The sequence below is a fragment of the Roseobacter sp. FCG-D35 genome, assembly GCF_033436665.1.
Taxonomy (GTDB): Bacteria; Pseudomonadota; Alphaproteobacteria; order Rhodobacterales; family Rhodobacteraceae; genus JAWQFO01.
In genome coordinates this window covers 61,824-75,060 of record NZ_JAWQFO010000003.1, presented here as the reverse complement: position 1 = coordinate 75,060, position 13,237 = coordinate 61,824, and the positions used below count along the sequence as shown (strand labels likewise).

Below are 13,237 nucleotides of genomic sequence, written 5' to 3'. Positions count from 1 at the left end.
CGCGGTATGCCAAGAGCAGCCGCTTAAGGAAACCCCAATGACACTCGGACAACAGATCGCGTGGGACGACACGGTCCTGCCCTTCCAGCTTGACGTCAGCGACATCCGTGGCCGTGTCGCACGGCTCGACGGGGCGCTGAATGGCATCCTCAAGCAGCACGATTACCCGCCGCAGGTCGAAGCGCTGGTAGCCGAGATGGCCCTGCTGACCGCGCTGATCGGGCAGACCATCAAGTTGCGCTGGAAGCTGCAGCTGCAGGTCCAGACCAAGGGCGCGGTGCGCATGATCGCGACGGACTACTATGGTCCCGAGACCGATGGCGCGCCGGCGCGGATCCGGGCCTATGCCAGCTACGACGCGGACAAGCTGACGGACGGTGCGCCCTTCGAGCAGTTGGGCGAGGGCTATTTCGCCATCATGATCGACCAGGGCAAGGGCATGACACCCTACCAGGGGATCACACCGCTGACCGGCGAAAGCCTGTCGGCCTGTGCCGAATCTTACTTCGCGCAGTCCGAACAGCTTCCGACCCGCTTCTCGCTCAGCTTCGGGGAAAGCCTGGAGCCCGGCGTCGACGTGCATTGGCGGGGCGGCGGCGTGATGCTGCAGCACATGCCCAAGGCCTCGCCTTTCGTGGCGCAGGGCGAAGGCAGCGGCGAGCCGCTGGTCGCCGACGATCTTCTGGACGGCGGCGAGGCCGAGAACTGGTCCCGGGTCAACATCCTGCTCGACACCGTCGAGGAGATGGAGCTTGTCGGGCCGTCGGTGCCGCCGAACGACCTGCTGCTGCGGCTTTTCCACGAGGAGCAGCCGCGGGTTTTCGACGCCCAGCCGGTGCGCTTCGGCTGTACCTGTTCGGAAGACCGGGTGCGGCAGAGCCTGTCGATCTACTCGTCGAAGGACATCGAGAAGATGACCACCGACGAGGGGCGCGTCACGGCAGACTGCCAGTTCTGCGGGGCGCATTACGATCTCGACCCCGCAACGGTCGGCTTCGAGGCGGAAAAGGACCCGCGTGACTGACGCAATTGCCGCGATTCGCGCCGCGCTGGAGCACTCCGGCGCGGCGTCCTCGGATTTCGACCTCAACCCGGATTTCGTGCTGCCCGAGGGTCGCAAGCTGCGCCCCGCCGGGGTTCTGGCGCCCATCTTCGAACGCGACGGGCGGTTGGAGCTGCTGCTGACCAAGCGCTCCTCCATGCTCAAGCACCATCCTGGACAGATCGCCTTTCCGGGCGGCAAGCAGGATCCGGTCGATCCGGACCCGGTGGCGGCCGCTCTGCGCGAGGCGGAGGAAGAGATCGGCCTCCCGCGAAACCTGGTCGAAATTCTTGGCACCATCGCCCCGCACGAGACGGTGACGGGGTTCGTGGTAACGCCCGTGATCGCCTTTGTCAGAGACACATTCGACATCATTCCCGAACCCGGCGAGGTCGAGGAGGTGTTCGCAGTGCCGCTGTCGCATGTGCTCGACGCTTCGAACTATGTTGTGCAGTCGCGGCAATGGCGCGGTCATGTCCGGTCCTATTTCGCGGTGCCCTACGGCCCCTATTACATCTGGGGCGCGACTGCGCGTATGCTCCGGGCATGGACCGACCTGATGACGCGCTGATCCCCGCCGGGACCGCCTGGCTCGACGACCGCGCGGCGCAACGGGTCTGCGCGGCGGTCGCGGCAGGCGATCACCGGGTCTTTTTCGTCGGCGGCTGTGTCCGCGACGCGATCCTGGGCCGGGGCGGTTCGGACGTTGACCTTGCCACAGATGCACGACCCGAGAGGGTCATCGAACTGGCCGAGGTGGCTGGACTGAAATGCGTGCCGACGGGCATCGATCACGGCACGGTCACGGTGGTCGCCGAGGGCCGGGGCTTCGAGGTCACGACCTTCCGGCGCGACGTGAAGACCGACGGACGGCGGGCGGTCGTGGCGTTTACGGATGACATTGCCGAGGACGCGCGGCGGCGCGATTTCACCATGAACGCGCTTTATGCCACGCCCACGGGGCGGGTCGTCGATCCGCTGGGCGGGCTGCCGGATCTCTTGGCGCGCCGCGTGCGGTTCATCGAGGATGCGGACGCGCGGATCCGCGAGGATTACCTGCGGACCCTGCGGTACTTTCGCTTCGTCGCCTGGTATGGCGATCCCCAGATCGGTTTCGATCCGGATGCGCTTGATGCGATCGCGCGCAATCTCTCCGGGTTAGAGACGCTTTCCGCCGAACGAATCGGAACGGAAGTGATGAAACTATTGTCGGCGCCGGATCCGGTGGCGGCGGTGGCGGGCATGCGCGCAACGGGTGGTCTGGCGGTGCTTCTGCCCGGAGCCGACGACCGGTTTCTCGGTCCGGTCGTGCACCTCGAGAGTGGCACGGGCGATGCCGATCCGGTTCTGCGGCTGGCGGCGCTGGGCGGCGAGGGTGTGGCGGACCGGCTTCGGCTCAGCCGGGCGGACGTCCGCACGCTGGAAGCGATGACCGAAAGTGCCGGCAGTGCGCAGGGGATCGCCGAGATCGCCTACCGGCACGGACCGCGGATCGCGACGGCCGCGGCGATCCTGCGCGCCGCGATGGCGGGCACCGAGATGCCGGCGGGCACGGCGCGGGCTGTCGAAACCGGGGCGCAGGCGGTCTTTCCGGTCAGGGCGGCGGACCTGATGCCGGCGCTCTCCGGTCCGGCGCTGGGCGAGACCCTGCGCCGGATCGAGCAACGCTGGATCGAGTCGGGTTTCACGCTGGGCAGGGACGATCTGCTGCCTGACGACTGAAAGGCTCGACATGCGGGGCCCGAGCGGGTAAGGGAAAGCCATTATGGCGGACAAGCGCGGAAATATCACTGAGTTCGTGATCGGCTGAAGCCGGTCTGACTGCTCTTTCGGACGGTGGTGCCCTGGGCGACGCCGGACCCTTCCGTGAATGACTACCCCTCCCCGAGGTTCCCGCCATGTTCCAGTACTTCGAACGACTCGTCGACCCGTATGTCGCATACGAGGAAACCGACCACCCGCCGCAAAAGCTCTGGCCTTTCATGCGCGACTACGCGCGGCCTTTCGGGCGGGTGTTTCTCGTCACGGGGCTGATGTCCGTCGTGGTCGCGGCCATCGAGGTCGGGCTGATCTCCTACATGGGTCGCGTGGTCGACCTGCTGGCGGGTTCGCCCGGGGATTTCTGGGCCGAACACGGCACCGAGATGATCCTCGCGGGACTGTTCATCCTGCTTGTGCGCCCGGTCATCCAAGCCTTCGACGTGGCGCTGCTGAACAACGCGGTGCTGCCGAACTTCGGCACGCTGATCCGCTGGCGTGCGCACCGGCAGGTGCTGCGGCAGTCGGTCGGCTGGTTCGAGAACGATTTCGCAGGCCGCATCGCCAACCGGATCATGCAGACGCCGCCGGCCGCCGGCGAAGTCGTGTTCCAGGCCTTCGACGCGATTTCGTTTTCGCTCGCCTATTTCATCGGCGCGGGCATCCTGCTGATGGCTGCCGATCCGCGGCTTCTGTTGCCGCTGGCGGGATGGTTCGTGCTTTACGCGCTGCTGATCCGCTGGACGGTCAAGCGCGTCGGCCCTGCCTCGCAGGAGGCATCGAACGCGCGGTCCGTGGTGACGGGTCGGGTGGTCGACGCCTACACCAACATCCACTCGGTCAAGATGTTCGCGCATCACGACCAGGAACTCGACTACGCGCGCGAAGCGATCGAGTATTCGCGGCGCACCTTCCAGACCGAGATGCGGATTTTCACGATCATGGACGTGGCGCTGACCGCGCTCAACGGCGTGCTGATCGTCGCAGTCGTGGGCTGGGCCATCGCGCTCTGGATGCAGGGGCAGGCCAGCGTCGGTATCGTTGCCGCCGCCACCGCGCTGACGCTGCGGCTGAATGCGATGACGGGCTGGATCATGTGGGCGCTGACCACCTTCTTCCGGCAGCTCGGCGTCGTCGCCGAGGGGATGGAGACCATTGCGCAGCCGATCGACCTGGTGGACGCGCCCGACGCGAAACCGCTCAAACTGACCCAAGGCGAGATCGTGGTAGACAACCTCAGCCACCACTACGGGCGCGGCGCGGGCGGGCTCGACCGGATTTCGCTGACCGTGAAAAGCGGCGAGAAGATCGGGCTCGTGGGCCGGTCGGGTGCGGGCAAGTCGACGCTGGTGAAGCTGCTGCTGCGGTTCTACGACGCCGAAACCGGCTCGATCCGCATCGACGGGCAGGACATTGCGGGCGTGACGCAGGACAGCCTGCGCCGGTCCATCGGGATGGTGCAGCAGGACAGTTCACTGCTGCACCGCTCGGTGCGCGACAACATCCTTTACGGGCGCACCGATGCGACCGAGGCCGAGATGATCGCGGCCTGCAAGCAGGCGCAGGCGCACGACTTCATCCTCGATCTGCGCGATCCGGAAGGGCGCACGGGCTATGATGCGCAGGTCGGCGAGCGCGGTGTGAAGCTGTCGGGCGGTCAGCGCCAGAGGGTGACCCTTGCGCGAGTGATCCTGAAGAACGCGCCGATCCTTCTGCTCGACGAGGCGACCAGCGCGCTCGACAGCGAGGTCGAGGCGGCGATCCAGGACACGCTTTATGGGATGATGGAAGGCAAGACGGTCATTGCCATCGCGCATCGGCTCTCTACCATTGCCCAGATGGATCGCATTCTCGTGCTCGACGCCGGACGGATTGTCGAGGACGGAAATCACGAGACCCTGCTGGCTCGGGGCGGTCTTTACGCTGAGTTCTGGGGCCGGCAATCGGGCGGTTTCCTGCAAACGGAAGATGATGCCGCTTGAAGATCGCTGACCTGATCGACCCATTCGCGCCCGCCGAGGGGCCGCCACCGCAGACGCTGGGCGCCTTCCTGCGCTGGTGCCTGTCGGGTGCCTGGCCGGCGCTGTGGCTCGCGGCCTTCCTGTCGGCTGCGGCGGGCGCGATGGAGGCAGGCACCGCCTGGATTCTTGGCAAGGTCATCGACGCGACGGCGGCGGGCGGGCCGGACGCGTTTTTCGACGGCGGCAACATCGCCCTGATCGTGGGAGCGGTGGCGTTCTTCCTTGTCGCCCGGCCGATCCTTTTCGGTCTGTCGGCGGGGTCGAACGCGATCATCGTGCAGCCCAACCTCAACCCGCTGGTGCTGTCGCGCCTGCACCGCTGGACGCTGGGTCAGACGGTCACCTTCTTCGACGACGACTTTGCCGGACGTATTGCGCAAAAGCAGATGCAGGCAGCGCGGGCGGTGACCGAGGTCACGTCGGAGTGCATCAACGTGGTGGCCTTCGCGCTGGCCTCGCTGCTTGGGTCGGTGCTGCTGCTGCTCGCGATTGACTGGCGTGTGGCGCTGGGCTTCGGCGTGTGGCTGGTGCTCTACTTCGCGCTGATTCGCTGGTACCTGCCGCGCATCCGCAAGCTGTCGGCGGCGCGGGCCGGCGCGCGCGCGATGGTCTCGGGGCAGGTCGTCGACACGATCACCAACATCAAGACGGTGAAATTGTTTGCCCATGCCGATCACGAGGACCGCGCAGCGCTGGGCGCGATGCAGACCTTCCGGGATCGCGCGGTCAGCTTCGGGCATCTCTCGGCCAGTTTCCGGTTGGCGCTGATGACGCTGGCGGGGCTTCTGCCGGTGGTGCTGCTGGGCGGGACGATCCTGATGTGGCAGGCCGGTGCGGCGACGCAGGGCGATATCGTGGCGGCCGGTGCGGTGGCGATCCGCATAGCGCAGATGACGGGTTGGGTCAGCTTCACGCTGATGGCGATCTATGCCAACGTGGGTGAGGTCGAGGACGGGATGCGGACCCTGACCCCGCGCAAGCGGCTCGACGATGCACCGGGGTCGACCGATCTGGTCGTGCCGCGTGGCGAGATCGCGTTGCGCGGCGTCGAATTCGCCTACGGGCGCGAGACCGGCGGTGTGCGCGACATCGACCTGACCGTGACACCGGGCGAAAAGCTCGGGATCGTCGGGGCGTCTGGCGTGGGCAAGTCGACGCTCGTGGCGCTGCTCTTGCGGCTCTACGACCCGGAAGAGGGCACGATTCTCATCGACGGCACGGACATTCGTGACGTCACGCAGGAAAGCCTGCGGCGCAACATCGGGATGGTCACGCAGGAGACCGCGATGTTCAATCGCTCGGCGCGGGACAACATCCTGTACGGACGCCCGGATGCGGACTTCGACGCGGTTGTGGCCGCCGCGCGCAAGGCCGAGGCGCATGAGTTCATCCTCGATCTCGAGGACCATCATGGGCGCAAGGGATACGACGCGCATCTGGGTGAGCGCGGGGTGAAGCTGTCGGGCGGGCAGCGGCAGAGGATCGCGCTGGCGCGGACGATCCTGAAGGATGCGCCGATTCTCGTGTTGGACGAAGCGACCAGTGCGCTCGACAGCGAGGTGGAGGCGGCGATCCAGTCGGCGCTCGACCGGGTGATGGAGGGCAAGACGGTGCTCGCCATCGCGCACCGGTTGTCGACGCTGACCGAGATGGACCGGATCGTGGTCATGGACGAGGGGCGCATCGTCGAGACCGGCACGCACGAGGCACTGCTGGCGCAGGGCGGGCTTTATGCGCGCTACTGGCACCGGCAGTCGGGTGGGTTCATCCGCACACAGGCGGCCGAATAGGGCTTTTGCGACCCGGTCGGCTGCTCTAAGCGAAAGCCATGGGCGAACATCTGATCCAGCGGCTGGGTATTCACGGCGACGGCGTGGCCGAGGGCCCGGTCTTTGTGCCGCTCACCTTGCCGGGTGAGGTGGTCAGCGGGACCGTCGAGGGCCAGAGGCTGGCCGAGGTGAAGATTGTCACGCCCTCCGAGGAGCGTGTTGCGGCCCCCTGCCGGCATTTCCGGTCCTGCGGCGGCTGCCAGTTGCAACATGCCTCCGACGGTTTCGTGGCCGACTGGAAGGTCGCGGTGGTGCGCGATGCGCTTGCCGCGCATGGGATCGAGACCGCGTTCCGGCCCATCGTGACCTCGCCGCCGGCCTCGCGGCGCCGGGCGACATTTGCCGCGCGGCGCACCAAGAAGGGCGCCATCGCCGGGTTCCACGCGCGCGGCTCGGACGCGGTGATCGAGATTCCGGGCTGCATCCTGCTGACGCCCGACGTGCTGGGCGGGCGCGACAATGCCCACGCGCTGGCCCTGCTGGGCGCCAGCCGGAAGGCGGCGCTGGCCGTCGCCGTCACCGCGTCGCGCGCAGGTCTCGATGTCGCGGTCACGGGCGGCAAGCCCGCCGATGTCACGCTCAGGCAGGAACTGGCGGCGCTTTGCGAGGCGCGCGGTCTGGCGCGTTTGACCTGGGACGGTGAAGTGATCGCGCTGCGTGCGCCGCCTGCGCAGGTGTTCGGACCGGCCGAGGTCGTGCCGCCGCCGGGCGCCTTCCTGCAGGCTACGCAGGACGGCGAGGCAGCGCTCGTGCATGCGGTCCGCGAGATCGTCGGAGATGCGCGCAGCATCACGGACCTGTTCGCGGGCTGCGGGACCTTCAGCCTGCCGCTGGCGGCCGGGGCGCGAGTCCATGCGGTCGAAGGCGATGCTGCGATGATCGCCGCGCTCGAACAGGGTTGGCGGCACGCGAAAGGGCTGCAGCGGGTGACCGGCGAGGCCCGCGATCTTTTCCGCCGTCCATTGCTGCCGGACGAGCTGCAAGGCGCGGATGCGGTCGTCATCGACCCGCCACGGGCCGGCGCCGAGGCCCAGATTGCCGAGCTTGCCCGCTCCGGCGTGGCGCGGATCGCGCATGTCTCGTGCAGCCCCGTGACCTTCGCGCGGGACGCCGCCACGCTGGTTCGCGCCGGATACGCGCTGGACTGGGTTCAGGTCGTCGACCAGTTCCGCTGGTCGCCGCATGTCGAGATGGTCGGTGCCTTCACCCGTTGACGGAGCTGCAACAAGCCGAGAATTTTCTGGAAGTTCACGGTAAATTCAGAAAGAAAAACTACGCGGATTATGCTATCGCGCTGAAAAAAGCAGACCGGGACAGGTAACAGGCTGATGCGTAGAAGAGACCTTTTGATGGGTGCGACCGCGATGGTCACGCTGGGAGCGTGCAGTGGCGACCCCAAGTTCAAGCGCTACTCGGGTCCGGAAGTGACCTATGTCGTCGTCAACAAGAACGAGCGACGGATGTACCTTCTGCACCACGACCAGGTGCTGAAATCCTACGACGTGAACCTCGGCTGGGCGCCGGTGGGCCACAAGATCCGCCAGGGCGACGGCAAGACGCCGGAAGGGCGCTACACGATCGACCGGCGCAACCCCAACAGCAAGTATCACCTGTCGGTGGGAATCAGCTATCCTAATGACAAGGACCGCGAGATCGCCGATGCGCTGGGCTATCGCACGGGCGGCGACATCTTCATCCACGGCCAGGAAAAACCGAACCGCAAGGACAAGAAGGACTGGACCTGGGGCTGCATCGCGGTGCGCAACCGCGAGATCGAAGACGTTTACGCGATGGTCCGCGACGGCACGCCGATCACAATCAACCCCTGAGGGTCACGTTTCCTAGAACTGAAAAGGGCCGCGGAATGCGGCCCTTTCTTATTTGGCGGTGTGAAGCGAGTCGGTTCGGTCGGCTTCTGGCCGACCGTGTTTCGATGACCGGAGATTTTCCGGTTACCCACCCAAGTCGATCATGCGGGCAAGTCGGGGCCGCTCGTCGGACAATTCGGCCATCCGCGACAACAGTATGTACCCTGATCCTTGGCGAATGGTTCAGGCCAGATTGTTCTTGTGCGCCTTTCCGCCCTTCATGATCACATCGAAATTGTCCGCGCTGGCCATGACCGTCAGGTCGGCAATCGGGTCTCCGTTCACGAGAAGAATGTCGGCGTAGGCTTCTGCTTCGATGATACCGACCCGACCAGCCTGGTAGGGATTGCGCGGGCCGGTCAGGTCCCAAAGCTGTCCGTTCAGTCCGGTCGCCTGCCGCAGAATCTCGGCGTTGCTGAACCATGGCGTCCTGAGCTGCAATTCCTCCAGCTGCGTTGCCTTCGTTTCCCGCGATCCGACGAAGTCCGTTCCGAGGGCAATCTTGGCTCCGGACTCGCGCGCCAGCCGCAGCATTGCGTCGAGACCATCAAATGCCATCTGCTGGCGCTCTGCCTGGGCGGGCGTGAATCCGGCCGGAATGTCCGCCGCGAAAAAGCCGACCTGGGTCGAAAGCCAGACCCCTTTTTCAACGGCCAACTCCATCGACTCAGGTGTCATCAGGTTGCAGTGCTCGATACATTCGTAACCTGCCTCGATCGCGGCGCGGACCGATGTGTCCATGTAGGCGTGCGAGGTGGCGTAGGTGTTCCAGCGTTTGGCCTCTTCCACTGCGGCTTCGAGCTCGGCCGGGGAATATTCGTTGATGTCCAAGGGGTCGTAGAGACCGGTCACGGCGCCACCCGAAAAGATCTTGATGAAGTGCGCACCCTGCCGAAACTGTTCGCGAGCCGCCGCCAGAACCTCGGGAACTCCGTCTGCAAAAAGCGTGATTCCAAGCCGCTCAGCTTCGGTGAACGGCGGCCCGCCAAAGGCGCGTGGCCGCACGGACCGCGGCCGAAGGTCGCCATGACCGGCGGTCATCGAGATCGCGGCGTTTGACGCTTGAATGCGCGGGCCGGGGTGGAGGCCTTCGTCTATGGCTCGCGCCAGACCGAGGACGCCGCCACCGGTATCGCGGACACTGGTAAAGCCACGCATCAGGGTGGCTTCACTTTCGCTCAAGGCCAATGCGGCGATGTAATCTGGGCGTGCCGTCAGGAAACCGGCCGGATCCTGGTTCCACTGCAGGTGGACGTGCATGTCGAGCAGCCCCGGCATCAGCGTGCGGCCGTCTCCTTCGATTCGCGGAACTTCCGGTGCAGCGTTCGCGACCGGTGAAATCTCCCGGATCAGTTCTCCCTCGACCAGTACGTTCGTCAGATCGGTCAGTTGATCGGACATCCCGTCGAAAACCCGAACGTTTGTGAACAGCGTCGCATCCGGTGCTTGCGCCCGGACGCGCGCGGGGACGAGGGCCAGAGCACTGGTCGATGCCAGACCGGACAAAAACGTGCGTTTGGTGAGCATGACATATCCCTATAGTTGATCGCTTGGTTGAAGACTAAGTCACGCTCCCGTTGAAAACCAATCGGTAAATCGGATGAATTGGGTGACGTGAGGAAAGTGTCTTTGGGCGCTGAGCTGCAGAATGTCGTGCGTTGCAGGAAAGGCCCGAACGGGCGCGTTGCGGACTTTGGCGCGTCCGAGAGTTGACCCCGCTTACCGGACAAAGCTGACGTCGACAGGTTCCAGCCCCGGTGGTACGTGCGGCCCATGCGCAGAACACTGGTCGACACTTTTGCAACCATTGCGTTCTTCACGACTGTTGCAGCCGTGACCGAATTGTTCGTGGCCGGCATGGCGCCTGCCGAGGTTCTCAAGACGCGCGCGACCATGATCCCGCTCATGGTCCTGACAGGGCGACCCTACGGGCTTTGGCGGGATTGGTTTTTCCGGACGACGAAGCCCACCGTGTCTTGGAGCAAGACGCTGATCGACGGCAGCGCCTTTTTGTCGTTCCAGTTGCCGGTCTATGGCCTGGTTCTGTTCATCGTCGGGGCTGACGGGGGCGAGATACTCGTGCTGCTGGCGTCGACTGCGATCCTGATGTTCGTGGTCAGCCGCCCGTTCGGGATCTTCCTCGAGTTCACCCGAAGGCTGTTCGGGGTCGACTGAACAACGTCCGACGGCTTTGACTTAGAGGCGTACGGTACTGGCACGGCCAACTTCACGTCGACATGCAAAAGGGCCGCGCGATGCGGCCCTTCTTTTTTGCTCGATCCGAACCGGCGTCAGCCGCCCAGGATCATCGTCCACCAGATCTTGCCGCTCGATTCCTGGTGCCAGTTGAAGCCCAGCGACGTCGCGGCGGGCGACATGATGATGCGGCGCGTGTCGGGTTGTTCCATCCAGGCGGCAAGGGTCTCGAGTTCGGTCTCGTAGGTCTCCGAGATGTTCTCGCCGACGAGTGTGCCGGAATAGCCCGAGCGGCGAACGCGGTCGATCGGCGAGGAGCCGTCGGAGCCGAAGTGCCAGGGGCGGTTCTGGATCGACATGTCGCGCGAATGGGTGGCGGCGGCGGCATTGAGCTGCGAGTTCAGCGAGACCGGCTGCAGGCTCGACGCGGCGCGCAGCGAGTTCACGGCGTCGAGCATCCGGACCTGGATCTCGTCGGACTGGAAGCGGCTGATCCGGTAGACCTTGGGAAGCGGCTTTCCGTCGGGCCCGATGGCGGAGCCCTGGCCGACCGGCTCGCAGGCAGCGAGCGTGAGCACGAGCACGGACAATATCGACAGCAATCGGATCATGGCAGACTCCCAGAAAAACCCCCATCGGGCTTATCGCGGGATGCTGCCCAGTTCAAACGCACTTTTCCGATAGTTCGCGCCACGGTAGCTGATTGATTTGCGACTGAGGCATTACCGCCATAATATCGGTGCAGAAGTGCCCAGACGCATATGGAGGAGACCAGACGTGTCCGATTCGCGATTCGCCGCCCCGACCCGCCGCGGGTTCATAGCCGGTACCGCTTCGTTGCTCGCCGCCCCGGCCTACGCCCAGCGCCTCGTCGGCGAGCAGAACGTGCTCGAGTCCGAGCGCGAAGCCAATCCCAACGTGCGGCGCAACATCTCGAGTTTCAGCGCGCAGGACTGGCGGCCCTATTTCTCGTCGCTGCGCAACGGGGCGATCCTTGTCGATATCGACAGCCGCGCGCTGCACTACTGGGGACCGGACCAGGTCACGTACCGGCTTTACCCGTCGAGCATCCCGATCAGCGAAGAACTGACCCGACGCGGCCGCACGTCGGTGATCCAGAAGGTAGTCGGCCCGGACTGGCGCCCGACGCCCAATATGCTCAAGCGCAATCCCGAGTGGCCGCGGTACATCCCGCCCGGACCGGATAACCCACTTGGCACCCACGCGCTTTACCTCAGCTGGACCTACTACCGGATCCATGGCACCCACGACAATCGCAAGATCGGACGCAAGTCGTCGAACGGGTGCATCGGGCTTTACAATGCCCACATCCAGGACCTCTTTGCGCTGGCCCAGGTCGGCACGCAGGTCCGGGTGATCTGACGGAAGAAAATCGCTGTCCGGAAGGCGGCCCGCCGTGGCCGCCTTTCGCGTTTCAGACCCAGCCTTCCATGTTGTCGTCGATGACGTTCGAAAGGGCGGTGACATGCGCCGCGTCGTCGTTGAGGCAGGGAATATAGGTGAAGGTCTCGCCGCCCGCTTCCTCGAAACTTTCGCGGATCTCCTCGTTGATCTCCTCGAGCGTTTCGATGCAGTCGGCCGAGAAGGCCGGGGCGCAGACGGCGATGGACTTTTTGCCCGCCTTCGCCAGCCGCGCAACCTCTTCGACGGTGTATGGCTTGAGCCATTCCTCGGGTCCGAAGCGCGACTGGAAGGTGGTGGTGATCTCGGTATCGGCCCAGCCGAGACGTTCCTTCAGCAGCCGCGTCGTCTTCTGGCACTGGCAGTGGTAGGGATCGCCCTCCATCAGGTAGCGCACCGGCACGCCGTGGTAGGAACAGACAAGGATGTCAGGCTTTCGCTCCATCCCCGCGTAGGCGCGCTCGATTGATTGCGCCAGTGCCTCGATATAGTCGGGCCGGTCGAAATAGGGCTCGACGGTGCGGGTCACCGGCTGCCACTTCTCGGCCATGAGCGCGCGGAAGAAGGCGTCGTTGGCCGTGGCCGAGGTCGCCCCGGCGTAATGCGGGTAAAGCGGGAAGAACAGGATCTTGCGGCAGCCCGCCGCGATCATCTCGCGGACCTTCGATTTCGTCGACGGGTTGCCGTAACGCATGCAGAAATCGACCATCACGTCATCGCCGTGCCGCTTGCGCATCTCGGCGGCGACCGCCGAGGTCTGCGACTTGGTGATCGTCATCAGCGGGCTTTCCCCGGCCTCGTGGTTCCAGATCGACTTGTAGGCCGCGCCGCTGGTGAACGGGCGTTTGGACAGGATCACGAGTTGCAGCAGGGGCTGCCATTTCCACGGGCTGTAGTCGATGACGCGCCGGTCCGAGAGAAACTCGTTGAGATAGCGCCGCATCGACCAGTAGTCGTAATTGTCCGGCGTGCCGAGGTTGGCGAGCAGGATGCCGACCTTCGGCTTCGGCACGGCGGGGTGATCCGCCGGGGCGTGGCGTGGCCGGGTTGCTGCATCGCCGCCGTCAAGCATGTCTGATCCTTCGTTCTTCCGCGAGACTT

The 13,237-nt window shown here is 65.2% G+C and carries 12 protein-coding genes; 9 read left to right on the top strand and 3 right to left on the bottom strand.

Annotated elements, in window-relative coordinates; translation table 11 throughout:
• The first annotated feature begins 37 nt into the window (after positions 1–37).
• The 7 genes from hslO (at position 38) to R5H30_RS08645 (ending at position 8,479) form a co-directional block, all read left to right on the top strand.
• Complete coding sequence (gene hslO / locus R5H30_RS08675; RefSeq protein ID WP_318327839.1) at positions 38–1,024, top strand: Hsp33 family molecular chaperone HslO; 987 nt, start codon at positions 38–40, stop codon at positions 1,022–1,024.
• Positions 1,017–1,613, top strand: coding sequence for a CoA pyrophosphatase (locus R5H30_RS08670; protein ID WP_318327836.1), 597 nt, complete (start codon positions 1,017–1,019; stop codon positions 1,611–1,613). Before hslO ends, R5H30_RS08670 begins: the two co-directional genes overlap by 8 nt.
• A complete protein-coding gene (locus R5H30_RS08665) occupies positions 1,589–2,764 on the top strand; it encodes a CCA tRNA nucleotidyltransferase (protein ID WP_318327835.1) in 1,176 nt (391 codons plus the stop codon). Before R5H30_RS08670 ends, R5H30_RS08665 begins: the two co-directional genes overlap by 25 nt.
• Before the next feature lie 176 nt (positions 2,765–2,940).
• Positions 2,941–4,782, top strand: coding sequence for an ABC transporter ATP-binding protein (locus tag R5H30_RS08660; RefSeq protein WP_318327834.1), 1,842 nt, complete (start codon positions 2,941–2,943; stop codon positions 4,780–4,782).
• On the top strand, positions 4,779–6,611 hold the full coding sequence (locus R5H30_RS08655) for an ABC transporter ATP-binding protein (RefSeq protein ID WP_318327832.1): 1,833 nt from the start codon (positions 4,779–4,781) through the stop codon (positions 6,609–6,611). Before R5H30_RS08660 ends, R5H30_RS08655 begins: the two co-directional genes overlap by 4 nt.
• A gap of 38 nt (positions 6,612–6,649) precedes the next feature.
• The gene (locus R5H30_RS08650; RefSeq protein ID WP_318327831.1) at positions 6,650–7,864 is read left to right on the top strand and encodes a class I SAM-dependent RNA methyltransferase; all 1,215 of its coding nucleotides are present in this window, start codon (positions 6,650–6,652) and stop codon (positions 7,862–7,864) included.
• A 114-nt stretch (positions 7,865–7,978) separates the two neighbouring features.
• The gene (locus R5H30_RS08645; protein WP_318327830.1) at positions 7,979–8,479 is read left to right on the top strand and encodes a L,D-transpeptidase family protein; all 501 of its coding nucleotides are present in this window, start codon (positions 7,979–7,981) and stop codon (positions 8,477–8,479) included.
• A 222-nt stretch (positions 8,480–8,701) separates the two neighbouring features.
• Here R5H30_RS08645 and R5H30_RS08640 read toward each other — a convergent pair whose 3' ends face one another.
• Positions 8,702–10,045: a metal-dependent hydrolase family protein gene (locus R5H30_RS08640; protein WP_318327829.1), complete on the bottom strand. Its 1,344-nt coding sequence runs from the start codon at positions 10,043–10,045 to the stop codon at positions 8,702–8,704.
• A gap of 246 nt (positions 10,046–10,291) precedes the next feature.
• On the opposite strand from R5H30_RS08640, the gene alaE reads away from it, so the two are divergent.
• Positions 10,292–10,693, top strand: coding sequence for an L-alanine exporter AlaE (gene alaE, locus R5H30_RS08635; RefSeq protein WP_318327828.1), 402 nt, complete (start codon positions 10,292–10,294; stop codon positions 10,691–10,693).
• Between the two features lie 116 nt (positions 10,694–10,809).
• Here the strand turns inward: alaE and dalA are convergent, their stop codons facing one another.
• On the bottom strand, positions 10,810–11,325 hold the full coding sequence (dalA, locus tag R5H30_RS08630; protein WP_318327827.1) for a divisome-associated lipoprotein DalA: 516 nt from the start codon (positions 11,323–11,325) through the stop codon (positions 10,810–10,812).
• Positions 11,326–11,491: 166 nt separating this feature from the next.
• On the opposite strand from dalA, the gene R5H30_RS08625 reads away from it, so the two are divergent.
• Positions 11,492–12,097, top strand: coding sequence for a L,D-transpeptidase (locus R5H30_RS08625; RefSeq protein WP_318327826.1), 606 nt, complete (start codon positions 11,492–11,494; stop codon positions 12,095–12,097).
• A 52-nt stretch (positions 12,098–12,149) separates the two neighbouring features.
• Here R5H30_RS08625 and hemH read toward each other — a convergent pair whose 3' ends face one another.
• A complete protein-coding gene (gene hemH / locus R5H30_RS08620; RefSeq protein ID WP_318327825.1) occupies positions 12,150–13,208 on the bottom strand; it encodes a ferrochelatase in 1,059 nt (352 codons plus the stop codon).
• Positions 13,209–13,237 lie beyond the last annotated feature (29 nt).

Coding starts and splice junctions, on each gene's coding strand:
- R5H30_RS08660 (WP_318327834.1), top strand. CDS start 2,941: ATGTTCCAGTACTTCGAACGACTCGTCGACCCGTATGTCGCATACGAG.
- alaE (WP_318327828.1), top strand. CDS start 10,292: ATGCGCAGAACACTGGTCGACACTTTTGCAACCATTGCGTTCTTCACG.
- R5H30_RS08650 (WP_318327831.1), top strand. CDS start 6,650: ATGGGCGAACATCTGATCCAGCGGCTGGGTATTCACGGCGACGGCGTG.
- hemH (WP_318327825.1), bottom strand. CDS start 13,208: ATGCTTGACGGCGGCGATGCAGCAACCCGGCCACGCCACGCCCCGGCG.
- R5H30_RS08665 (WP_318327835.1), top strand. CDS start 1,589: ATGGACCGACCTGATGACGCGCTGATCCCCGCCGGGACCGCCTGGCTC.
- hslO (WP_318327839.1), top strand. CDS start 38: ATGACACTCGGACAACAGATCGCGTGGGACGACACGGTCCTGCCCTTC.
- R5H30_RS08645 (WP_318327830.1), top strand. CDS start 7,979: ATGCGTAGAAGAGACCTTTTGATGGGTGCGACCGCGATGGTCACGCTG.
- R5H30_RS08640 (WP_318327829.1), bottom strand. CDS start 10,045: ATGCTCACCAAACGCACGTTTTTGTCCGGTCTGGCATCGACCAGTGCT.
- dalA (WP_318327827.1), bottom strand. CDS start 11,325: ATGATCCGATTGCTGTCGATATTGTCCGTGCTCGTGCTCACGCTCGCT.